General features: G+C 65.1%; 21 protein-coding genes. 12 read left to right on the top strand and 9 right to left on the bottom strand.

From position 1 onward, the window contains the following. Together AC1DGP_RS20420 and AC1DGP_RS20415 are read left to right on the top strand one after the other, a co-directional pair. Window positions 1–1,659, top strand: coding sequence for an AMP-binding protein (locus AC1DGP_RS20420; protein ID WP_476775929.1), 1,659 nt, complete (start codon window positions 1–3; stop codon window positions 1,657–1,659). A gap of 22 nt (window positions 1,660–1,681) precedes the next feature. Next, a complete protein-coding gene (locus tag AC1DGP_RS20415; RefSeq protein WP_441508602.1) occupies window positions 1,682–2,482 on the top strand; it encodes an enoyl-CoA hydratase/isomerase family protein in 801 nt (266 codons plus the stop codon). 177 nt (window positions 2,483–2,659) lie between these two features. Here AC1DGP_RS20415 and AC1DGP_RS20410 read toward each other — a convergent pair whose 3' ends face one another. From AC1DGP_RS20410 to AC1DGP_RS20380, 7 genes are all read right to left on the bottom strand, one after another. Beyond that, complete coding sequence (locus AC1DGP_RS20410; RefSeq protein ID WP_441493488.1) at window positions 2,660–3,448, bottom strand: SDR family NAD(P)-dependent oxidoreductase; 789 nt, start codon at window positions 3,446–3,448, stop codon at window positions 2,660–2,662. 13 nt (window positions 3,449–3,461) lie between these two features. Further along, on the bottom strand, window positions 3,462–4,535 hold the full coding sequence (locus tag AC1DGP_RS20405) for a phosphotransferase family protein (protein ID WP_476832465.1): 1,074 nt from the start codon (window positions 4,533–4,535) through the stop codon (window positions 3,462–3,464). Between the two features lie 8 nt (window positions 4,536–4,543). After that, window positions 4,544–5,299 (bottom strand): SDR family NAD(P)-dependent oxidoreductase, encoded by a 756-nt coding sequence (locus AC1DGP_RS20400; protein ID WP_441508604.1) that lies wholly within the window; start codon window positions 5,297–5,299, stop codon window positions 4,544–4,546. 10 nt (window positions 5,300–5,309) lie between these two features. Continuing rightward, complete coding sequence (locus AC1DGP_RS20395; RefSeq protein WP_476770377.1) at window positions 5,310–6,515, bottom strand: acyl-CoA dehydrogenase family protein; 1,206 nt, start codon at window positions 6,513–6,515, stop codon at window positions 5,310–5,312. Then, window positions 6,508–6,948: a PaaI family thioesterase gene (locus tag AC1DGP_RS20390; protein ID WP_441508606.1), complete on the bottom strand. Its 441-nt coding sequence runs from the start codon at window positions 6,946–6,948 to the stop codon at window positions 6,508–6,510. The genes AC1DGP_RS20395 and AC1DGP_RS20390 overlap by 8 nt, the downstream gene beginning before the upstream one ends. Further along, complete coding sequence (locus AC1DGP_RS20385; protein ID WP_441508607.1) at window positions 6,945–7,934, bottom strand: NADPH:quinone oxidoreductase family protein; 990 nt, start codon at window positions 7,932–7,934, stop codon at window positions 6,945–6,947. Before AC1DGP_RS20385 ends, AC1DGP_RS20390 begins: the two co-directional genes overlap by 4 nt. 81 nt (window positions 7,935–8,015) lie before the next feature. Further along, window positions 8,016–9,191 carry an acyl-CoA dehydrogenase family protein gene (locus AC1DGP_RS20380; RefSeq protein ID WP_441508608.1) on the bottom strand — a complete coding sequence of 392 codons (1,176 nt, stop codon included), beginning with the start codon at window positions 9,189–9,191 and terminating at the stop codon, window positions 8,016–8,018. 145 nt (window positions 9,192–9,336) lie between these two features. On the opposite strand from AC1DGP_RS20380, the gene AC1DGP_RS20375 reads away from it, so the two are divergent. The 3 genes from AC1DGP_RS20375 to AC1DGP_RS20365 all read left to right on the top strand — a co-directional run bounded on the left by AC1DGP_RS20375 (window position 9,337) and on the right by AC1DGP_RS20365 (window position 12,826). Beyond that, a complete protein-coding gene (locus AC1DGP_RS20375) occupies window positions 9,337–10,143 on the top strand; it encodes an IclR family transcriptional regulator (RefSeq protein ID WP_441508609.1) in 807 nt (268 codons plus the stop codon). 205 nt (window positions 10,144–10,348) lie between these two features. Then, window positions 10,349–10,774: a hypothetical protein gene (locus tag AC1DGP_RS20370; protein ID WP_441493480.1), complete on the top strand. Its 426-nt coding sequence runs from the start codon at window positions 10,349–10,351 to the stop codon at window positions 10,772–10,774. Window positions 10,775–11,176: 402 nt separating this feature from the next. Beyond that, window positions 11,177–12,826, top strand: a complete 1,650-nt coding sequence (locus tag AC1DGP_RS20365) for a SulP family inorganic anion transporter (RefSeq protein WP_441508610.1) — start codon at window positions 11,177–11,179, stop codon at window positions 12,824–12,826. Window positions 12,827–12,926: 100 nt separating this feature from the next. On the opposite strand, the gene AC1DGP_RS20360 is transcribed toward AC1DGP_RS20365, so the two are convergent. Further along, complete coding sequence (locus AC1DGP_RS20360; RefSeq protein ID WP_441508611.1) at window positions 12,927–13,952, bottom strand: saccharopine dehydrogenase NADP-binding domain-containing protein; 1,026 nt, start codon at window positions 13,950–13,952, stop codon at window positions 12,927–12,929. A gap of 105 nt (window positions 13,953–14,057) precedes the next feature. Between AC1DGP_RS20360 and AC1DGP_RS20355 the strand changes: the two genes are divergently transcribed. Continuing rightward, a complete protein-coding gene (locus AC1DGP_RS20355) occupies window positions 14,058–14,681 on the top strand; it encodes a TetR/AcrR family transcriptional regulator (protein ID WP_441508612.1) in 624 nt (207 codons plus the stop codon). 59 nt (window positions 14,682–14,740) lie between these two features. Here the strand turns inward: AC1DGP_RS20355 and AC1DGP_RS20350 are convergent, their stop codons facing one another. Further along, the gene (locus AC1DGP_RS20350) at window positions 14,741–15,610 is read right to left on the bottom strand and encodes a LysR substrate-binding domain-containing protein (protein WP_441508613.1); all 870 of its coding nucleotides are present in this window, start codon (window positions 15,608–15,610) and stop codon (window positions 14,741–14,743) included. Window positions 15,611–15,730: 120 nt separating this feature from the next. On the opposite strand from AC1DGP_RS20350, the gene psrA reads away from it, so the two are divergent. The 6 genes from psrA to AC1DGP_RS20320 form a co-directional block, all read left to right on the top strand. Further along, window positions 15,731–16,822 carry an iron-containing alcohol dehydrogenase PsrA gene (gene psrA, locus AC1DGP_RS20345; protein ID WP_441493475.1) on the top strand — a complete coding sequence of 364 codons (1,092 nt, stop codon included), beginning with the start codon at window positions 15,731–15,733 and terminating at the stop codon, window positions 16,820–16,822. 83 nt (window positions 16,823–16,905) lie between these two features. After that, window positions 16,906–17,784, top strand: a complete 879-nt coding sequence (gene phnD, locus AC1DGP_RS20340) for a phosphonate ABC transporter substrate-binding protein (RefSeq protein ID WP_441493474.1) — start codon at window positions 16,906–16,908, stop codon at window positions 17,782–17,784. Between the two features lie 33 nt (window positions 17,785–17,817). After that, window positions 17,818–18,627 carry a phosphonate ABC transporter ATP-binding protein gene (phnC, locus tag AC1DGP_RS20335; protein ID WP_441493473.1) on the top strand — a complete coding sequence of 270 codons (810 nt, stop codon included), beginning with the start codon at window positions 17,818–17,820 and terminating at the stop codon, window positions 18,625–18,627. Between the two features lie 20 nt (window positions 18,628–18,647). Further along, the gene (gene phnE / locus AC1DGP_RS20330; RefSeq protein WP_441493472.1) at window positions 18,648–19,451 is read left to right on the top strand and encodes a phosphonate ABC transporter, permease protein PhnE; all 804 of its coding nucleotides are present in this window, start codon (window positions 18,648–18,650) and stop codon (window positions 19,449–19,451) included. Between the two features lie 128 nt (window positions 19,452–19,579). After that, entirely contained in the window at window positions 19,580–20,827 is a 1,248-nt protein-coding gene (phnA, locus tag AC1DGP_RS20325) for a phosphonoacetate hydrolase (RefSeq protein WP_441493471.1), read from the top strand. A gap of 10 nt (window positions 20,828–20,837) precedes the next feature. Continuing rightward, window positions 20,838–21,172: aldehyde dehydrogenase family protein (locus tag AC1DGP_RS20320; protein ID WP_476832464.1), on the top strand; the 335-nt coding region annotated here is incomplete at its 3' end.

Raw genomic sequence — 21,172 nt, 5'->3', positions numbered from 1 at the left:
ATGCAGCAAAACAACAGCAGCCCCAGCGATTGGTCCGAGCTCAAGCCTCTCGTCGATCATATGAGGAGCACTATCGAGGCGGCGCCGCTGGCGCAGAACATCGGCTCGTTCGTCGACGAGCGGGCCTCGGTGAACGGCGACAAGACCCTCTGGACGTTCTTCGAGGAGAGTGAGGGCGGCGTCGCAACCTATGCCGAAGCCAGGTCGGCGATCGAACAGGCTGCGGCGGGCCTCTATGCGGCGGGCGTGCGCAAAGGCGCTCATGTCGCCGTCATGCTTCCCAACATCCCGGCGTTTCCCCTCACCTGGCTTGCCCTGGCAAAACTCGGGGCCGTCATGGTGCCGGTCAATATCGGCTATACCGGCCGAGAGCTCGACTATGTGCTCACGGACTCGCAGGCGACGTATCTCGTCATCCATGCGGACTGCCTGCCCTCCTACGAGGCGCTGAGTGCGGAGGCGCCGTTACGGAATTCCAACGTTCTTGTCGTCGGGGCCGCTTCCGATGCGTCGGATCGATATGCCCGGATCGAGCGGAAACCGCCCGCCCTCCCCGCGGACCTGCCACAACCCGCGCTCGATGACCTCGTCAACATCCAGTACACGTCCGGCACGACCGGATTCCCGAAAGGCTGCATGCTGACGCACCGATACTGGCTCACCATTTCCCTGGTGGCCGCGATGCGAGGCGGCGACGCCGAGAATTCCAGGAATATCCTGGCGGCTCAACCCTTCTTCTACATGGATCCGCAGTGGCTGACCTTGATGGCGATGCGTGTCGGCGGCCAGATCTTCGTCGCCCGCCGTGCAAGCGCGACGCGCTTCATGGATTGGGTCAGGACATACAAGATCCATTACTGCCTCTTTCCCGAGATCGTCTATCAGCAGGCACCCAAGCCATCCGACGCCGACAATGAGCTGAAGCGCGTTTCGATCTTCGGCTTCAACAAGGAAAAGCACGCCGACTTCGAGCGGCGCTACAACACGATCGCCCGGGAATCCTTCGGGATGACCGAGGTCGGATCGGCGCTTTTCCTGCCGCGAGAGGCCTATCACATGGTCGGCTCCGGCTCCTGCGGGATGGTCGCGCCCTTCCGCGAGGTACAGATCACCGACCCCGAGGGCAATGTCCTGCCCGCTGGCGAGGTTGGCGAGCTTTGCATCCGCGGGCCGGGCATCATGCTGGGCTATTATCGCAAGCCGGAAGCGAACGAAGCCTCTTTCAGGGGGGATTGGTTCCGCACCGGGGACCTGTTCTGGCGCGACGCCGAAGGTTTCCACTACATCGTCGGGCGCTTGAAGGACATGATCCGCAGAAGCGGCGAGAATATCGCCGCCCGCGAAGTCGAAGCTGCGCTGACCGAAATGCCGCAGGTTCTCGAAGCCGCCGTCGTCGGCGTGAAGGATGCAGCGCGCGGCGAAGAAGTGAAGGCCTATATCGTCTTGCAGCCCGGCGTTTCGGAAGCCGAGGCCTCGCCCGAAATGATCTTCGAGCACTGCAAGAGCCGGCTCGCCCCGTTCAAGACACCTCGTTACGTCGAGTATCGCGACGCGCTTCCGAAGACGCCGTCCGAGAAGATCGCCAAGCAAAAGCTCATTGCCGAAAAAACCGACCTTCGCGTCGGCAGCTTCGACCGCGTCACCAATCAGTGGTTCTGATTATATCTAAGGGATAGATCTCATGCCTTTCGAATACGAGCGTGTCGGCAAGATCGGATACTTCACCATCCGCAACGGATCGGTGAACCCGATGACGCCGGCGATGCACAAGCAATTCTATCATATGATGCTCGAATTCCTCGCCGACGACGAGGTGCGGGTCGGCATTCTGCAGGGCGCCGGAGACCGGGCCTTCTCGGCCGGCGACGACATCAAGAACGACTACGCCAAGTTCGCGACGCCCAAGGACGAACTCGCCTATTACCTTGCCCCGAAGCACCGGGTCGCGGAGGGCGAGCCGGACACGTTCACCTGGTCGCGCGAAGTGCTCTCGCTGAACCGATTCAAGCCGATCGTCGGCGCGGTGCGCGGCTATTGCTACGGCCAGGGCATGATCTATCTCAGCCATCTCACAGATATCCGCGTGGCGTCGGAGGATGCCAAGTTCGGCTTCCCCGAGATCGCCTACGGCATGGGTGGGGCGGGCGGCTCGACCCGGTTGTCTCGGTATGTGCCGCATACGATCGCGATGGAAATGCTGCTGACGGGCGACCCGCTCTCGGCGCAGGACGCGCTGCGGGCGAACCTCGTCAATGCGGTGGTCCCTTCGGACCAGGTTCTGGCGAAGGCCGAGGAATATGCCGCGCGCATCGCACGCCACCCTCAACTCGCGTTGCGGATCGAGATGGAGGCCTCGATGCGCTGCATGGACATGTCTCGCCAGGACGCGCTCGACTACGTGAAGAACCTCTACCGCATGCAGCGCTTGGCCTATAACGGCGAAGAGAAGGTCGATGCCTTTCTCTACAAGGGCAAGAACTGAGCAAGGCGCGCCACAGCGAGCCGCTCGGAGCGGGGCCGCCCCGCCGGGCGGCTCTGCTCCCTGCCCTGGAGCGTCGGCTAGATCTCGGATCGGTTGTCATATCCGGTCAGAGATCCAGCACTTCCGTGTCTGGATCGAGTTTCCTTAAAACCACAATCGACTTTTCGAGCCGACGCCTTAGACCTTCATGCCGGGGAGATTGAGGGAGGCGGTGTTGCCGCCATCGACGGCGAGAGCCTGGCCCGTGACATAGCTCGCGTCCTCGCTGGCCAGGAAGGCGATCACGCGGGCAACCTCCTCGGGATGGCCATAGCGGCGCAATTCGCAGCGTGCGCCCAGCCGGTCCTCCTTCCCGAGTTCGCGCGCCTTCTCGAAGATCGGCCTGGTCATTCCCGTCTCGATCAGGCCGGGACATACGGCGTTCACCCTGACGCCATAGGCGCCGAAATCGCAGGCGGCCGTCTGGGTCATGTTGATGACGGCAGCCTTCGAAGCGCTATAGGCATTCCCGCCCGCACCAGCCCTGATCCCGGCCACGGAGGCGGTGTTGACGATCGCGCCGCGACGGGCCGCGACCATGGCCGCGCCGGCATGCTTCATGAACAGCATCGCGCCAAAGACATTGACCTGCATCACCCGGTCCCATTCCGCGAGATCCTGCTCGAGCGCGCTCCCCTTGGAACTCGCCATGCCGGCATTGTTGCAGAGAACGTCGATACGCCCATGCCGCTCCAGTGCGCGGGACACACATGCGGAGACCGCGTCCTGGTCAGCGATATCCAGCACCGCGACGGAATGGTCCCGGGCCCGCGGCAGGTCGGCCACGACGTTTGCGAGCTCCGCCTCGTTCCGATCGACCAGGACGAGGAGCGCGCCCTCAGCGGCGAAACGCTGTGCGGTGGCCCGGCCGATACCGCTGGCCGCTCCGGTCACAATGCAGAGCTGGTCCTTGAAACGCATGGTCATCCCTCGCCTCGTCTCAGTATCGGTTGTTCGTGCCGGACAGGGCCACCTGCCGACCCAGTTCGGCCAGCATCCCGGCGCGCTGTGCAACCTCGGCCGCGTTCGCATCGCTGGCATTGCCCAGCACGGAGCGGGCCATCACGCCGTGCAGGATCGCCGACAGACGGAAGAAGGAGAGCGTCAGGAAGACGTGCCAGTCCGGCAGCGAGGCACGGCCGCTCGCCCGACAGTAATGCGCGATCACCTGGTCTTCGCGGGGGATGCCGAGCTCTTTGAAATCGAGCCCCGATAGCCCCCGTCCGCCCGCGACGGTCGGGCTGATATGATAGGGCATGCAGTAATAGGCGAGATCGCTGAGCGGGTGGCCGAGCGTGGACAGTTCCCAGTCGAGCACCGCCGACACCTGCGGGCCATCGCGGCGGTAGCAGAGATTGCCGATCCGGTAGTCGCCATGCACGATCGTGGTTTCATCGGCCACGCCGCAATGCTCGCGCAGCCAATCGGCGAGCCAGGTCAGGTCGGCGATCTCGCCGGCCTCCGAGGAGGAACGATACTGCTTGGTCCAGCGCTCGACCTGACGCGCGACATAGCCGCCGGAGGGACCGAAATCTCCTAGCCCGACATCCTCGGGAACCACCGCATGCAGCGCCGCCAGGGTATCGACCGCGGCGAAATTGAGCGAAGCGCGGTCGTCGCGCGGCAGGTCGGGAAGCGCCAGGCTGTCAAACTGACGCCCGTCGACGAAATCCATGACGTAGAAGGCTGTCCCGATCACCTCGGCGTCTTCGCCAAGCGCCAATGCCTGCGGAACAGCAACCGCTGTCCCCGCCAGCGCCCTGATGATCCGGAACTCGCGCTCGACCTGATGCGCTTTCGGCAGCAGCTTTCCCGGAGGCTTCTTGCGCAGCACGCAGCGTCGATCAGGCGCAGAGATCAGGAAGGTGGGATTGGATTGGCCGCCCTGGAACTGGCGCACCGAAATCGGGCCGCCGAAACCGGGGACATGGGCGTCGAGCCAGCGGGCCAGCGCTCCCTCGTCGAAACGGTGGTTCTCGATCACGTCGACAAGGGTGGCCACGGGAGCGGTCATCATGCACCTCAGCTGACGGTTTCGCCGCCATCGGCGACGATGACCTGGCCGGTGATGTAGGCGGATGCCGGGCTGGCCAGGAAATGCACGATACCGGCGATATCCTCGACCTCGCCGAAGCGGCGCAAGGGAGTGCGCTGCTCCATCTGCGCGCGCCGCTCGGGCGATTCCACCAGCTCCCGCGCGAAGTCGGTGCGCACGATGCCGGGCGCGATCGCGTTGACCCGGATCCCCTTGGGGCCCCATTCGACGGCAAGATTGCGCGCCAGGGCCGCTTCCGCGGCCTTGGACATGCCATAGGCGCCAATGACTCCGGTGCCGCGCAGGCCCGCGATCGAGGACATCATGATGACGGCGCCGCCGCCGCGATCGGCCATCTGCGGAAGGACGAGGTTGCTGAGCCAGATCGCGCTCTGCACGTTGACCGCCATGATCTTGGTGAAGGCCTCGTCCGGCAGGGTGGACAAGGGTCCGTAGACCGGATTGATCGCCGCGTTGCAGACCAGGATGTCGATCCCGCCCCAGACCTCCAGGACGTGGTCGACGAGCCCCTTCAGCTGCTCATGCGAGCCAACATGGCAGGCTTTGGCGATGGCCTCGCCGCCGCTCGCCCGGATTTCCCCGGCCACGGCGTCGCAGGCGTCCTGCTTTCGGCTGGACACCACGACCCGGGCACCGCTGTGCGCCAGTTGCTGCGCGGTTGCCTTGCCGATCCCACGCGACGAGCCCGTGATCAGAGCGACCTTTCCTTGGACGTCGAACATTGCCTGCACCTCAGTTGCGGTAGGCCTTCAGTTCCATGCGGGCGATGCTGTCGCGATGGACCTCGTCGGGGCCATCTGCGAAGCGCAGACTGCGGGACTTGACCCAGGCGGCGGCGAGGAAATGGTCCTGGGAGACGCCAGCCGCCCCGTGGATCTGGATCGCGCGATCGATGACGTCGCAGGCCATGTTCGGCGCTACCACCTTGATCATCGCGATCTCGCGGCGGGCGGCCTTGTTGCCGACCGTGTCCATCATATGCGCGGCCTTCAGGACGAGCAGCCGCGCCGCCTCGATCTCGCAGCGCGAGCGTGCGATCTGGTCACGGACGACGCCCTGGTCCGCCAGCAGCTTGCCAAAAGCCGTCCGCGACAGGGCACGGCGGCAGGCTGCCTCCAGCGCCCGTTCCGCCAGGCCGATCGAACGCATGCAGTGATGGATGCGGCCGGGCCCGAGCCGCCCCTGCGCGATCTCGAAGCCGCGCCCTTCGCCAAGCAGCATGTTGGTGGCCGGCACACGGACATTCTCGAAAGTAATCTCGGCATGGCCATGCGGCGCATGATCATAGCCGTAGACCGTCAGCGCCCGTTCCACGGTGACCCCGGGCGTATCGAGCGGCACCAGGATCATCGACTGCTGCTGATGCTTGGGCGCATCCGGATTGCTCCGGCCCATTACGATCGCGATCTTGCAATGCTCGCTGAGCGCGCCCGAACTCCACCATTTACGTCCGTTGATGACGTAGTCGTCGCCGTCGCGCCTGATCTCGGTTTGAATATTGGTGGCGTCCGACGAGGCCACATCCGGCTCGGTCATCGAGAAGCAGGAGCGGATCGCCCCGTCGAGCAGCGGCTCGAGCCAGTCCCGCTTCTGGCCTTCCGTGCCATAGAGAACCAGCGTCTCCATATTTCCGGTGTCGGGGGCCGAGCAATTGAAGATCTCGGGCGCGATGGCGGAACGGCCCATCACCTCACAGAAATGGGCATAGTCCAGGTTGTTGAGCCCTGCCCCGTAGCGCGTGTCGGGCAGAAACAGATTCCACAGCCCTTCGGCACGCGCCCGCTGCTGCAGTTCGCCGAGGATCGGTGGCGTGCCCCACCGCGATGGCAGCGCGGCGTGCTGGCGCTCGAAGACTGCCTCGTTGGGATAGACATGCTCGTCCATGAAGCGCTGCAATGCCGCCAGGCGCGGCTTGTGGATGTCCCTGAGCTCAAACATCTGCTTTGTCCGCATGCTGGGTGGAAGGATTGGGCTGGCTTCCCGGCCGCCAGCGGAACGTGCCAATGCCGTGGGCGATGCGCTCGCCGTCGCTGTCGAAGACATGGGCCTCGGCGGTGAAGCTCGACTTGCCGGCCGAGATCGTCCGCCCCTCGACCGACAGCCATCCGGCCCGGACCGGCCGGGTGAATTGCGTGGTCAGCGATATGGTGATGGCAAAACGCGGCGCCTGCCCCTCTTCGGCATGCAGGCCGGAGGCGCAGGCGGCGAAGTCGATCATCGTGCAGAGCACGCCACCATGGACGTAGCCCATCCGATTGAGATGTTCTGGGCCGATCTGAAGTCCGCCCTTGACGTGACCGACCGCCGACTCCTGGAGATCGAGCCCGAGCACGCCAAAGATGCCGATATCGGCATAGCTCGTGGCTCTCACGACAGGGCCCGGCCGGTCGTGAGGACGATCTTGCCGATGGCGCTGCGCGCAGCGAGCAGCTGAAGCGCCTCGACCGTATCGGCGAGATCAAGCGTCCGGCTGATCAGCGGCTTCAGTTTGCCCTCTTCGAACCAGGTGAAGAGCTGGGCAAAATTCTCCTTGTTGGCCTGCCGGTTGCGCGCGGCGAACGTCCCGAAGAAGACCCCCACAAGTGCGCAGCCCTTGAGCAGCAGAAGGTTTGCAGGAATGCGCGGAATGGTGCCCGCGGCGAAACCGACGACCAGAACGCGGCCCTCCCACGCGGTCACGCGCACGGCCTGCTCCAGAAAGTCCCCGCCGACCGGATCGTAGACCACGTCGACGCCCTTGTCGGCCGTGAGCTCCTTGACGCGGTCCCGGAGCGATTCAGTTGCGTAGTTGATCAGGTGATCCGCGCCGGCCGCGCGTGCCACCTCCAGCTTTTCCGCACTGCTTGCGGCTGCGATCACGGTTGCGCCCATCGCCTTGCCGATTTCGACGGCGGCCAGGCCGACGCCGCCACTTGCACCGAGGACGAGAAGCGTCTCTCCGGGCTGCAGCCGCGCCCGCTGCCTGAGAGCGTGCATGCTGGTGCCGTAGGTCATCGAAAAGCCGGCGGCCGTGACCGGGTCCATGCTGGCGGGACGCCTCATCAGCCGTGCGGCACTGACCACGCATTCCTCGGCGAACGCACCCACGCCCACCATGCCGACGACGGGCATGCCGACCTCGAGATGTGTGACGCCATCGCCGACCGAGCGCACGATGCCGGCGATCTCGGTGCCGGGCGTGAAGGGCAGCGGCGGTTTGACCTGGTATTTGCCCTCGACCATCAGCGTGTCGGGAAAATTGACCCCCGCCGCCTCGATGGCGACGCGCACCTCGCCCGGCCCTGGCTCGCCTAATTCCTTCGCTTCGACGACGAGATCTTCCAGCGGCCCAAACGCCTTGCAGATGACTGCGCGCATTTTTCTCTCCCTATGGTTCGGATACGAGGCTCCCGCCTGAGCCGCGGGTCCGGGGACCCGGGAAGCGGCCTCCCGGTTGAATCAGGCGGCCGCACCGGCCCGGCGGGCATCGCGGATCATGTTCCTCGCGATGACCAGTTGCTGGATCTGGGTCGTACCCTCGTAGATCCGGAACAGGCGCACATCCCGGTAGAAGCGCTCGATCCCGGCATCGGCGACATATCCGGCTCCGCCATGGATCTGGACGGCCTTGTCCGCGACACGCCCCACCATCTCGGAAGCGAACATCTTGGCGCAGGCCGCCTCGGTGGCGATGCCATGGCCGGCATCGCGCCGACGCGCTGTCTCTTCCACCATGCAGCGCGCGGCAAAGCTCTCCGCCTTCATGTCGGCTAACATGGCCTGGACCAGCTGGAATTCCGCGATCGGCTTGCCGAACTGGTGCCGCTCCATGGCGTAGGCGAGACTGTCGGCGATCAAGCGCTCAGCGACTCCGACGCAGACGCCGGCAATGGTCAGGCGCCCGCGATCGAGCACCTTCATGGCGGTGACGAAGCCCTTGCCCTCGTAATCCGGCCCACCAAGGATCGCCGTCTTTGGCACGCGGACATTGTCGAAGATCACGTCGCAGGTGTGGGCGCCCTGCTGCCCCATCTTCTTGTCGGTCCGGCCGAGCGTGATGCCCGGGCGATCGGCATCGACCAGAAACGCCGAAATGCCCGCGGCCGTTTTGCTGTCAGGGTCGGTGCGCGCAAAGACCGTGAAGAGGCCGGCGACCGGGGCGTTTGTGATGAAGCGCTTGGTGCCGTTGATGACGAAATCATCGCCGTCGCGCCGAGCCGAGCTGCGCAGCGACCCCGCGTCCGAGCCTGCTTCCGGTTCGGTCAGGCAGAAGGAGCCGACGCGCTCCCCGCTCGCCATCTCAGGCAGATAGCGGCTTTTCTGCTCCTCGGTGCCGTCGATGATGATGCCTTGCGAGCCGATGCCGTTATTGGTGCCGATCATCGAGCGGAAGGCCGGAGATGTTCCGCCAAGCAGGAACGAGACCTGGACCTCTTCCGAAAGCGTGAGTTCGAGGCCGCCATAGGCCTCCGGAATCGCCATGCCGAACAGCCCCAGCTCCCGCATCTGCGCAATGATCTCGGCCGGCACCTGATCGTTCTGCGACACGAGCGCCTCGTTCGGCCTCAGCTTTTCGCGGACGAAGCGCTCGACCGTGTCGAGCAACTGGCGGAACACATCAGGGTCGAGCGCCATCTAATTCCATTCCTCGGAATTTAATTCCATTATCGAGTTTTCTCGCATATGGTCTATCAGACCGTCAAGCCGGCACGGGCGGTTGGATCGGTTCAAGGCCCGCTTCTTTGGGTCGCAATCAGCTGAGCGATGGTGACGAAGCAGTATGCGCAAACGCGAAACGCCGGTGGGCGCCGCCCTGCCGGGCGAGAATGAGGACCAGGACCCCCGCTTCGTCACAGCGCTGGCGCGCGGCCTGAATGTGCTGCGCTCCTTCAAGCGCGGCGATCGCGCTCTGGGCAATCAGGAACTTGCCGACCGCACCGGGCTGGCGAAATCGACGATTTCGCGGCTGACCTACACGTTGAGCAAGCTCGGCTATCTCGAATACTCACCGATGAACGGGCAGTACTCGCTGTCTGCCGCAGCCCTGGCGCTCGGCTTCTCGGCGCTCGGCAACCTGGCCATTCGGGATGTCGCACGGCCACTGATGCAGGAATTGGCCGATCGCGTCGGCGCCTCAGTCGCACTCGGCGCGCCCGACCAGCGCACGATGATCTATATCGAGGAATGCCGTGGTTCGAGCCCGCTGCATCTCGGCATCGAGATCGGCTCGCATATCCGGATGGCGACCTCGGCGATGGGCCGCGCCTACCTCGCAAGCCTGGATCCTGCGACGCGATCGCGCATCGTCGACGTGCTGTGCGACCATGAACCCGACAGCGAGAGCACCCGGGCCGGAATCGAAATCGCCGTCAGCGAATACGCCGCGCATGGCTATGTTCGCTCGGTCGGGGAATGGAAGCAGGAGATCAATTCGGTCGGAGTGCCCATCCTGCTGCACGGCTCACGCCCGTTTGCGTTGAACTGCGGGGGATCGGCTCTCTCGCTGCCAAGGGAAAAACTCGATGAAGTGGGCGTCCAATTGCAGGATGTCGCCCACCGGATCCGCCAGGCGCTGGGCAGCGACTGAACCTGAGGTGATAAAGGGCATGGGGCGCGGCGAAATCCCGAYGGCCGCTGACCGACTCCGGAATACCCTCCTCATGAGCGGTCCATGGCGTTCGCCGCCCAACGTAAACCAAGATCTCGTCATGAGGACGGAAATCGACGTTCACAGCATCGACGGGGATGAGAGACCCGCTATAGTTCGCGAAGGTCGAGCATTGGGGGAACAGATGACTATCGCCTCTTACGCAAGTGCTGCCATCGCCGGTCTTGTCGCCGCAACAGCTCTGGTCTCGCATGGTTGGGCAGCCGAGGGTCGCTACGCGGCCTATCAGGGAGCCTGGCTTGCCGACGGCACGGCCTGTGAGGAGATTTTCTCACCAGGCCGAAACGGCATGACCTTCAAGAGCCCACCCGATCTTTTCGTCTCGGCCTTCATCATCAGCGGTGACCGCATCAGAACATCGGCCGCCACATGCAGGATCCAGTCGGTCAAACGTGTCGGCGATCGCGACTTCCTGTCGCTCGGCTGCGTCAACCCGGTCTCGACCTCACAGGTGTCCGCGATCATGGCCAAGGAACCGGATGGCCGCATCAAGCGCTTCTACAGCGCGAACGATACCAGCGGCACCAATTACAGGCTTTGCCCGAAATAGGACGGCACCGCTCGCGGAACCTCACGGCACTATCCTGAGCCGAACGCTGGTTTCGGCATGCGAGGGGCACCTGATCGGCGCCACGATGGGCAGTGCCGGCCACTTGCAGGTCGGTGGAGGGAGCCGGGCCGCCGGTTTGCGCTGGACGGTTCCCGGCATCGGCGGCTTCATGAGCGGGGCCGTGCACTCTTTGATGTTGATCGTAAGTGGCGCTGACCTTGGAAGACGGTTTGGCCCAGGCCGTCCTGCTTCGGCATTGGCCTTGCCGGAGCCGGGCCATTCACGCAGGCACGATCGTGAGGGCGCGCCATGCAACCAAATGGTCCCCAGGCCGACCGCGGCGGCGGGTCGTCCATCGGCAGATTCACCGAGAACCTGTTCGGATGGGCTCGCCGATATCAGATGGGCAACCTCAAACAGGATATCCCGGCGGGCCTTGCCCTGGCGGCCTTCACGATCCCCGAATCCCTTGCCTATGCTTCGCTCGCCGGTTTGCCTCCCGTCGCCGGGCTCTATTGCTATCTCGTGGCCGGCCCCGGCTATGCCCTGTTCGGCGCGAGCGGCCAGCTCGCCGTTGGGCCGACATCCGCGCTCTCGGTCCTGTTTCCGACCGGCTTGTCCGCCCTCGCCGCAGGAGATCTGTCGCGTTACGCCGCCTTGGCGGCCGCGACCGCGATCGTGTTCGGCCTGATCTGCGTCGCCGGACGCCTGCTTCGCGCCTCGCAGACTGCCTATTTCATCTCGGACACGATCCTGCTCGGGTTCAAGACGGGCGCTGCGCTCTACATCGCGTCGACGCAACTGCCCAAGCTCTTTGGCCTGTCTGGCGGGACCGGTAATTTCCTTCCACGTCTCCTGCAGCTTTGGCGGGAATTGCCCACCGCGCACGGCCCCTCGCTCGCCATGGGCATCGCCGCGGTTGTCCTGTTTCTGGTGCTGGAGAAACTGATGCCGCGGCGGCCCACCACCTTGTTCGTGGTGGGCGCCGCCATCATCGCGACTCACCTGTTCGGCCTTGATAAACTCGGGATCGCGATTGTCGGAGACATCCCACAAGGTCTCCCGCATTTCGGTATCCCCGCGATCAAGCCGGAGGACCTGACGGAGCTCGTACCGCTGGCCTTTGCCTGCTTTCTCCTCGGCTTCGTCGAGACGAGTTCGGTTGCAAGGAGCTTTGCCCAGGAGAACGGCACCGAAATCGATACGGATCGGGAGCTTCTGGCCCTTGGTGCGGCCAATCTGGCCGTGGGTGTTTCGCAGGGCTATGCCGTCTCGGGCGGGATGTCGCAGAGCGCGGTCAACGCCATGGGCGGCGCGGTCTCGCCGGCGGCGCTGCTCGTCAATTCGGCAGCGATCCTGCTCGTACTGCTCTTCTTCACGGGCGTGTTCAAATACCTGCCCGAGCCGGTGCTTGCCGCCATCGTGCTGATGGCCGCGAAGCATCTCGTCCGCTTCCGGCAGATCGGCAACCTGCGGCAGGTTGCGTTCGCGGAATGGATCATCGCGCTGGTCGCGTTCTTTGGCGTGCTGATTGCGGGCGTCCTCAACGGGGTGCTCATTGCAGCGGCGGCATCGCTCATGCTGACCATTGCACAGCTCACCCGGCCGGAGATAGCCACCCTTGGCTTCGATGCCGAGAGCAGCAGCTTCGTGAACCTTGCCAATCGCCCCAGCGCAACCACCGCGCTCGGCGCACTGATCCTGAGGACAGCCCACCCCTGGGTCTATTTCAACGTCGAGAATATTCGGCGCGGGATTCTGGACAGGGTTGCCGAGACACAGGGGCTCAAGCTCGTTGTCCTGGATTTTTCACCGATCACCAGCATCGATGGCACCGCGGCTGCGGCGTTGGCCAGCATCCGCCAAAGGCTCGCGGCCGGCGGAATCGCGCTCGAGATCGCGAATCTGCGCGACGAAGTCGACCAGCGGCTGAAACTCCTTGCCCCGGAAGACGGAGAGGTCGCGTACAAGGTGCATCTCGGAATTCGCGAAGCGTTGGCGGCACATGGTCTCCTGGCCCGCGTTCCGGGCGCCACGCCTGCCGGCACATGAGCTCCACGCTCGCCGAGATCGAACTCCATCGCGCAGCGCACCGACAGAGACCGGGGCGGCAGCACAGCATGAACGCCGCCGCCTGCCACCCCGTCAGTGATCAGAGCGCGAGATCGGGGGCGAGCGCCGCCAGGAAGTCCCGGGCATCGAAAACTGCGCCCGGAGCGAAGACGCCGCCGCGTGCCTTCGCGCCGTTCAGGAGCCGCTCGACGGCCTCGACCACGAGCGGTGCGGTGATGGCATAGATATCGTGCCCGCGCGCGGCCGCCCGCCGTACGGCATCCCCCCGTCGGATCTCGACCTCGACGAGGAATTTTTGCGCCGAGCGCCCGGACGCGTCGGCCGCGACCGGCGCCGGGGTGGAAACGTCGCGCAGGTCGCGCAGCGGCGCCGTGTTCAGGTAGCTGTGAAGGTCCGACAGCTGGAGATGGCTGTCGATCAGGATCGCCTCGGTGAAAGGCAGCTCGACCATCTCCTGCGCGCCAAAGGGTTCGGCGAAGGGCCAGACGGCGTTCGGAGCCGGATCGGGCAGGTGCTGCAGCCTCCCCTCCGCAATCGTCACGCGCCTTGCCGTGTTGCGCTGCCCGGTCACCCGCGTGCCCTCGGTCGGATGCCAGCTGTCCAGGGCGATCGCGACGCGGGCCTCGTCCGCACCGGTCCAGTCGCCCATTGCAGCTGTGACGAGGAGGTCGCTCAGGCCGCCATAGAAGCCCATGGCCGGAATGACGGCGACACCGGTCTCTTCCGCAGGGGAGGAATAGCGCTCGAAGGTCGCCCGGGCGCTGGGCTGTTCCGCCGTCACGTCGAGATAGGGGATGCGTGTTTGCAAGGCCGCCGGCACCAGGAATTCGGCCGTGTCGAGGAACGGCCCGGCGCAGTTGATCAGCGCCGCCGCTCCGGAGAGGACGCGGGCCAGCGCTGCAGAATCCGCAAGCGCTGCAACTTCTTGCCTGACGCCGGCCGGGAAACCCGCCTCCGCCAGCTTCTCGGCATCTCGCCCGATCGCGATGGCCGGGAAGCCGCGCCGCAGCAGCTCCCTGATCACGAAGCGGCCCGTATGTCCGGCGGCTCCGTAGACTGCGATGGCAGGCTTGCTGATCCCTGCCCCCTCGAACTGATCGCTCATGATTCCCTCCCGCTACAGACCTGTCTGTTTCTTTTAGGTACAGACAGGTCTGTAGCGTGTCAACTGGAGATCTGCTATCGTCGCCTCGTCAAGGGAGAACAGTGCATGCGGACGGAGCCGACGAACCAACGGCTGGCTGAGGAACCTGGCCAGGTCGACATGCGCGAGCGGCTGCTCGCGACCGCATCCGACCTATTCTACCGGCGTGGCGTCCGCGCTGTCGGCGTCGATGTGATCATCGAGGCGGCCGGCGTCGCGAAGACGAGCCTGTACCGTCACTTTCGCACGAAGGATGACCTCATCGCCGCGTATCTGCAGCGTGAGGACGAGGATTTCTGGGCATGCTGGGATGGCGTGGCAGCGGGCCACTCGGACGACGGCGAAGCCGAGCTCGACGCGCATATGGCCTGGATCGGCAAGCGTGTCGGCCGACCCCATTATCGCGGCTGCCCCCAGATCAATGTCGCCGCGGAGTTCCCGGACGAGGATCACCCTGCCCGGCTCGTGGCCCGCACGCATAAGCAGCAATTGCACCGGCGCCTGCAGGACATCGCCGAGCGGCTGCGGGTCAAGCATCCCGAGGTGCTCGCGACCCAGCTCTCGGTGCTCATCAATGGGGCCTTCGTCAGCTCGCAGATCCTGTCCACCTGCGACGCGACAGCGATCCTGCGGCAGATGACGCACGCCCTGATCACCGCGGCCCGGCACGCTCCGGCCCGCGCCGCGTAGCCGCAGCGCTCTCGCTCGGGCCGGCCCCGAACGCACCCCAACACCAGCGGTTCGAGCGATCACATATCCTTGGTCTGGCGGACGGCGTTGAGGAAGGCCCGCACGATCCGGCTGGCCTCGCGCTTCCGCAAGATGACGACATGCGCGTAGGTGTAGATCTCCGCATCCGCGATCGGGATCAGGCGGAGCGCCGGGTCAGGCACGAATTCGGCGACCGAGACATAGCTGATGCCGAGCCCGCGGATCACCGCCTCGCGGATCGCCTCGCGGCTGCCGATCTCCATGACTGTGCGCGGCCTCGTCCTGGTCGCGGCCAGCGCCTCCTCAAAGGCCCGCCGCGTCGTCGAGCCGCGCTCACGCACGATCATCGCCTCGCCGTCGAGCGCCGCAATCTCGATGCTCGCCTGTCCGGCGAGCCGGTGGTCCTCGCGCACGAACACCGCAACCGGATGCCGGCGATAGGGAATGGTGAGCAGCCGATCGTCCTCGTCGAGATAGGCGAGCACGGCAACGTCGCAGCGATACTCGAAGAGATCGTCCAGAACTTCGGTCGAATTGCCGATCTTCACGGCGAGTTCGATCCCGGGATAGGCGCGATTGAAGGCCGCGAGCATCTCGGTGACGTGATAGGGGCCAACCGCGCTGATCGACAACCGGCCGGTCCTGAGTTCGCGCGACTGCTCGAGAAAGGCGATCGCCTCGTCCTCCTCGGAGAACAGGCGGGTGGTGATCGCCAGCAATTGCCGCCCCGCGTCGCTCAGTTCCCGGCGCCGCCCCTTCCGGACGAAGAGCTCGACCCCGTACTCGTCCTCGAGCGCGCCAACCTGTGCGGTCAGCGTCGGCTGGCTGATGTTGAACTCCGCGGCAGCGGCATTGAAGCCGCCTGCCATGGCGACGGCGTGGAACGAGCGAAGGCGCGTATAACGCATAGCAAATTTCTATCTATCACGTCTGAAAAATCAATTTGTTTATTGGGTCGCCCTTTGTGAGCATCCACTCCAACAGCGCCGGGAAAGCGCGGCAGACGAGACGGAACGAGGGTGGAACGCATGCATTGGGCCTATTGGAATCCCGTCAGGATTCGGTTTGGCGCCGGCCTCTTCAACGAGGTCGCCGGCCTGATCGGCAAGCGGCGCTGGGCGCTCGTCACCTATGACCAGCCAATCTTCCGCGACCTGGCTGAGCGCCTGGCACAGGCTGCCGGGGCGCCGGTGGTGACGATCGCCAATATCGAGACCAATCCCGATTGTGCTGACCTCGTCGAATCCTGCCGCCTGTTCGGCGCCTCTGCAGAGCGGGCCGAGGTCATCGTCGCGCTCGGCGGCGGCTCGATGATCGATGCGGCCAAGGTGCTCGCGGCAAGCGGCGGCAATTTCGAGACGGTGCGCCGCCATCTCGTCGACAAGGTCCCGCTCGACGCCTCGGACATCATCCCGATCATCGCCGTTCCCACGACGGCGGGAACCGGCAGCGAAGTCACCTCCTGGGCCACCGTCTGGGATGCCGCAAATGGCAGCAAATACTCGCTCGCCCATCCCCGGCTCTATCCCGAGGCTGCAGTGCTCGACCCGGCCCTGACGCTGGGCGCGCCGCGCGGCCTGACGCTTGCGACCGGGCTCGACGCGCTCTCGCATGCGCTGGAGAGCATCTGGAACGTCAACGGCAACCCGGTCTCGGCCAATTACGCCGTGGAGGCCGCGCGCGAGATCATCGACACGCTGCCGCGGCTGATGGAGCGGCTCGACGATATCGGCCTCAGGGAGCGCCAGATGCGCGCCAGCCTGCTGGCGGGCCTCGCCTTCTCGAACACCAAGACGGCGCTGGCCCATAACATCTCCTACGACATCACGCTGAAAAGCGGCACGATCCACGGCATCGCCTGCTCCTTCTCGCTGCCGATCGTGATGCGCTGGGCCATGGGCACGCAGCCACAATGCGATGCCGCGCTGCGGCGGGTGTTCGGCAGCGATCTCGATGCCGGCGCCGAACGGCTTGGCCTGTTCCTGCAAGGGCTCGGCGTCAAGACCGACCCGGCCGCCTATGGCGTGTCACCGGTCGAATGGGACCGTCTGGTCGCAAAGGCGCTGGAGGGTGAGCGGGGTCGCAATTTCATCGGGAGACAGGCCGCCAAAGCTGCCTAACATCACTCACATCAGGGCTACGGCGCCCGTAATCGGTTCACCGGCAAGGTCAAAGGACCACCGGATCATCTCGGGAGGATGACATGAACATTTCGCGTCGGAAGGTGTTGACGGGTTCGCTTGCCGCAGCGGGGGCCGTTCTGGCCATGCCGCATCTGGTTCGGGCCCAGACGAAGCTGATCAGGGTCGGGCTGATCCCGTCGGAGGATTCCCGTGCCATGCTGGAATCGAGCCAGCAATTGCTGGACGCCCTGGAGAAGAACCTTGGCATCAAGGTCCAGGGCTTCGTCGCCTCGGACTATAATGGCGTCATCGAAGCCATGCGCTCGGGCCATGTCGAGGTCGCCTATCTCGGCCCGTTCTCCTATGTGCTCGGCACCACGGTTGCGCCGATCGAGGCCTTCGCGACCGCCGAAACCGCCAAGTCCGGCCGCACCTATTATCACGCCCAGATCATCACGCGGAAGGACAGCGGCATCAAGGAGGTGAAGGACCTGAAGGGCCGCACCTTCGCCTTCGTCGATCCCTCCTCCACCTCCGGCCACCTCTTCCCGAAGGCCGGGCTGATGAAGCTCGGCTTCGATCCAGAGAAGGATTTCGGCCGCGTGCTCTTCACCGGCTCGCACGATGCCAATGCGCTCGCCGTCGCCAACAAGCGCGTCGATGCCGCGACGATCGCCGACCGCATCTTCGACGCCGCGGTCCAGAAGAAGCTGATCGACCCCGCCGACATCCAGGTCGTCTGGCGCTCCGACCCGATCCCGGAATCGCCGACCTGCTGGCGCAAGAACCTGCCCGACGACCTGAAGAAGCAGATCAGGACCGCCTTCCTGAACATCAGGGACATCACCTGGGCCGATCAGGGCAAGCTCAACCGCTTCGTCGAGACCAATGACCAGGCCTACGACATCATCCGGGACACAGCGAAGGTGCTGAATCTCGATCTGGCCAAGATGAAGTAGCCGCGCCTGGCGCGGTTCCGCGGAGGATCCGAGATGATCAAGATCGAAGGACTGAAGAAGTCCTATGTCGGTCGGCCGGTGCTGCAGGGCATCGACCTGACCGTGAGAGCGGGCGAGTTCCTGGTCGTGCTCGGCCCCAGCGGCGCCGGCAAGTCGACCCTGCTGCGCTGCATCAATGGGCTCGCCCAGCCCGATGCGGGGCGGACGCTGATCGACGGCACCGTCTTCGATGCCAAGCGCAGCGTGCGCGGCGAGCGGCCCGTCGCCATGATCTTCCAGCACCACAATCTGGTGAAGCGCCTCTCGGTGCTGAAGAACGTGCTCGTCGGCCGCATGGCCGGGCTGTCCTCCTTCCTGTCGATGCTGCAGCTCTTTCCCAGGCGCGATGTCGATATCGCGATGGAATGCCTGACGCGGGTCGAGCTGGCGCACAAGGCCAATGCGCGCGGCGACCAGCTCTCCGGCGGCGAGCAGCAGCGGGTCGGCATCGCCCGGGCGCTGGCCCAGCAGCCGTCCGTGATCCTGTGCGACGAACCGGTGGCGAGCCTCGATCCGAAAACGTCGCGCGTCGTGCTCGGATACCTCAAGGCGATCTGCAAGGAAGAAGGCATCGCCGTGATCTGCAACCTGCACCAGGTCGACTATGCCGTCGAGTTCGGTGAGCGCATCGTCGGGCTCAGCGGCGGCCGGGTGATCTTCGACGACACGCCGGACCAGCTGACCTCCGAGATCGTCCACCAGATCTATCCCGGCCTGGAAGACCCCGGCATCAGCCGCGTCCTGAAGCCGCGCGCGCTGGCTCAGCCGGTGCTGACGCCGCTCATCGCCACCGCAACAGCCTGAACGCGACGGGGAGCCCGATCATGTCATTCGGTACATTGCAACTCGTCCTTCGTCCGCCGCAGGGCCGTTTCGGCTGGTGGGGCGTCAGCGCCCTGTCGCTCGCGATCGTCGTCTTCCTGTGGTGGGCCGCGCTCGGTTCGCAGATCAATGCCAGCAACCTGTGGAACGGCATCCCTTATATGTGGGATTTCCTGGTCCGCATGATGCCGCCCAACCCGGATTTTCTGGATCGACTCTGGAAGCCGGCGCTGGAGAGCCTGCAGGTCGCGGTCTGGGGCACGCTGCTCGGCGTCGTCATCGCGCTGCCGATCTGCTTCTTTGCGGCCCGTAATCTAAGCCCGAGCCCGGTCGTCTATCACGCCACGCGCCAGGTGCTGAACTGCATGCGCGGCATCAACGAGATCATCCTGGCGCTGATCTTCGTCGCCGCCATCGGCCTTGGCCCCTTCGCGGGCGTTCTGGCCCTTGCGATCCACGGGGCCGGCATGCTCGGCAAGTTCTTCGCCGAGGCGATGGAAGATATCGACGAGGGACCGCTGGAGGCTTTCCGCTCGGCCGGCGTCGGGCCCTTCCAGACCTTCTTCTTCGGCGTCCTGCCGCAGGTGCTGCCGACCTGGCTGGGCACGGTGTTCTACCGGCTGGAAACCAATGTCCGGCAGTCGACCGTGCTCGGCATGGTGGGCGCCGGCGGCATCGGCTTCGAGCTCGTCTCCTCCATGAAGCTCTTCAAGTACCAGGATACCGCGACCTGCATCCTGATGATCCTGGCGATGGTGCTTGCGGCCGATCTCATCTCATCGCGTGTCCGGGCCATGATCCGCTAACGCCCTTCGACCGTGGCGCCCCTCGCCACGGTCAACTGACCTTCCCGGCGCGGGCCGCCCGCGCTCCCCCCTGCCTCGACCAGCCCATGTCGCTGAAGCGCCAAGTCCGCTTCTCGAAAGGAAGACCCATGCTCACGCGAGCCCCTAACATCGTGGCCGCCAATGGCCGCAGCTATCGCCTGCCGGAGGTTCCGACCGTCGTGGTCTGCATCGACGGCTCCGAGCCCGGCTATATCGAGGCGGCCATCGCCAGGGGACTGGCGCCCAATCTCGACCGCCTGCTGCGCGCCGGCTCCTACCGGCTGGCGCGCTCGGTGATCCCGAGCTTCACCAATCCGAACAACATCTCGATCATCACCGGACAGCCGCCGGCAGTCCACGGCATCGCGGGCAACTATTTCTACGATCGGGCGGCCGGCGAAGAGGTGATGATGAACGATGTGCGCTTCATGCGCACCGGCACCATCATGCAGGCCTTTGAGGAGGCCGGCGCCAAGGTTGCCGTCGTCACCGCCAAGGACAAGCTTCGCACCCTGCTCGGCAAGGGCCTGGATCCGAAGAGCGGCCGCTCGATCGCCTTCTCCTCGGAAAAGGCCGACAAGGCGACGCTGGCCGAGAACGGCATCGAGAACTTGCTCTCCTTCGTCGGCAAGCCCCTGCCGGAGGTCTACTCGGCCGATCTCTCGGAGTTCGTCTTCGCAGCGGGCGTGAAGCTGATCAGGACGTTCCGGCCGGACGTCATGTATCTCTCGACGACCGACTATATCCAGCACAAGGCCGCACCGGACAGCGAGGTAGCCAACGCCTTCTATGCGATGATGGATCGCTATATCGGCGAACTCGATGCGCTCGGCTGCGTGCTGGCGCTCACCGCCGATCACGGCATGAACGATAAGCACCTCGCCTCGGGCGAGCCCGATGTGCTCTATCTCCAGGATTGGGTCGACGCGCGATGCGGCGCCGGCCAGGCGCGCGTGATCCTGCCGATCACCGACCCCTATGTCGCCCATCACGGCGCGCTCGGCTCCTTCGCTACCATCTATCTGTCGGAGGGAACGGACGGCCGGGCGCTCATCGCCGAGCTCGCAGCCACCAACGGCGTGGAGGTCGTGCTGGACAGCGGCGCTGCCTGCGCCCGCTTCTCGCTCCCGGCCGACCGGATCGGCGACATCGTGGTGATCTCGACCCGCCACAAGGTGCTCGGGACCAGCGCCGCGCGGCACGACCTGGCGGGTTTGACCGAGCCGTTGCGCTCGCATGGCGGCCTGACCGAGCAGCTTGTGCCGATGCTGGTCAACCGCGCCGTCGACTGGCCGCAGGGGCCATTGCGCAATTTCGACGTCTTTGACGTCGCCCTGAATTGCGTCGCGGCGTGAGGACCTGGTGATGAACGCTCCCTTCAGCCCGACACCCCGCCGCGAGACGATGCGGATCGCCGGCAAGCTCGTCTCGACCGACGACATGGTCGAGGTCCGCAATCCCTACGACAATTCCGTCGTCGGCCTGGTGCCGGCGGCGCGGCCCGAGCATGTCCGCGAGGCCTTCGCCAAGGCGCGCGCCTTCAAGCCGACACTGACCCGCTATGAGCGCCAGCAGATCCTGCAGAAGACGGCCGAGCTGCTGCGCGACCGCAAGGACGAGTTCGCCCGGCTGATCACGGCCGAAGCCGGGCTGTGCTGGAAGGATTCGCTCTATGAGGCGAGCCGGGCCTATGACGTCTG

The organism is Allobosea sp. 05T433, from assembly GCF_056396065.1.
Note: the sequence above shows the minus strand (reverse complement) of the source record. Positions and strands in the feature narration are given on the sequence as shown.

What these genes read in the sequence shown, in the direction of transcription:
- AC1DGP_RS20420 (WP_476775929.1), top strand. Translation starts at nt 1, where the DNA reads ATGCAGCAAAACAACAGCAGCCCCAGCGATTGGTCCGAGCTCAAGCCT.
- AC1DGP_RS20415 (WP_441508602.1), top strand. Translation starts at nt 1,682, where the DNA reads ATGCCTTTCGAATACGAGCGTGTCGGCAAGATCGGATACTTCACCATC.
- AC1DGP_RS20410 (WP_441493488.1), bottom strand. Translation starts at nt 3,448, where the DNA reads ATGACCATGCGTTTCAAGGACCAGCTCTGCATTGTGACCGGAGCGGCC.
- AC1DGP_RS20405 (WP_476832465.1), bottom strand. Translation starts at nt 4,535, where the DNA reads ATGACCGCTCCCGTGGCCACCCTTGTCGACGTGATCGAGAACCACCGT.
- AC1DGP_RS20400 (WP_441508604.1), bottom strand. Translation starts at nt 5,299, where the DNA reads ATGTTCGACGTCCAAGGAAAGGTCGCTCTGATCACGGGCTCGTCGCGT.
- AC1DGP_RS20395 (WP_476770377.1), bottom strand. Translation starts at nt 6,515, where the DNA reads ATGTTTGAGCTCAGGGACATCCACAAGCCGCGCCTGGCGGCATTGCAG.
- AC1DGP_RS20385 (WP_441508607.1), bottom strand. Translation starts at nt 7,934, where the DNA reads ATGCGCGCAGTCATCTGCAAGGCGTTTGGGCCGCTGGAAGATCTCGTC.
- AC1DGP_RS20380 (WP_441508608.1), bottom strand. Translation starts at nt 9,191, where the DNA reads ATGGCGCTCGACCCTGATGTGTTCCGCCAGTTGCTCGACACGGTCGAG.
- AC1DGP_RS20375 (WP_441508609.1), top strand. Translation starts at nt 9,337, where the DNA reads ATGCGCAAACGCGAAACGCCGGTGGGCGCCGCCCTGCCGGGCGAGAAT.
- AC1DGP_RS20370 (WP_441493480.1), top strand. Translation starts at nt 10,349, where the DNA reads ATGACTATCGCCTCTTACGCAAGTGCTGCCATCGCCGGTCTTGTCGCC.
- AC1DGP_RS20365 (WP_441508610.1), top strand. Translation starts at nt 11,177, where the DNA reads ATGGGCAACCTCAAACAGGATATCCCGGCGGGCCTTGCCCTGGCGGCC.
- AC1DGP_RS20360 (WP_441508611.1), bottom strand. Translation starts at nt 13,952, where the DNA reads ATGAGCGATCAGTTCGAGGGGGCAGGGATCAGCAAGCCTGCCATCGCA.
- AC1DGP_RS20355 (WP_441508612.1), top strand. Translation starts at nt 14,058, where the DNA reads ATGCGGACGGAGCCGACGAACCAACGGCTGGCTGAGGAACCTGGCCAG.
- AC1DGP_RS20350 (WP_441508613.1), bottom strand. Translation starts at nt 15,610, where the DNA reads ATGCGTTATACGCGCCTTCGCTCGTTCCACGCCGTCGCCATGGCAGGC.
- psrA (WP_441493475.1), top strand. Translation starts at nt 15,731, where the DNA reads ATGCATTGGGCCTATTGGAATCCCGTCAGGATTCGGTTTGGCGCCGGC.
- phnD (WP_441493474.1), top strand. Translation starts at nt 16,906, where the DNA reads ATGAACATTTCGCGTCGGAAGGTGTTGACGGGTTCGCTTGCCGCAGCG.
- phnC (WP_441493473.1), top strand. Translation starts at nt 17,818, where the DNA reads ATGATCAAGATCGAAGGACTGAAGAAGTCCTATGTCGGTCGGCCGGTG.
- phnE (WP_441493472.1), top strand. Translation starts at nt 18,648, where the DNA reads ATGTCATTCGGTACATTGCAACTCGTCCTTCGTCCGCCGCAGGGCCGT.
- phnA (WP_441493471.1), top strand. Translation starts at nt 19,580, where the DNA reads ATGCTCACGCGAGCCCCTAACATCGTGGCCGCCAATGGCCGCAGCTAT.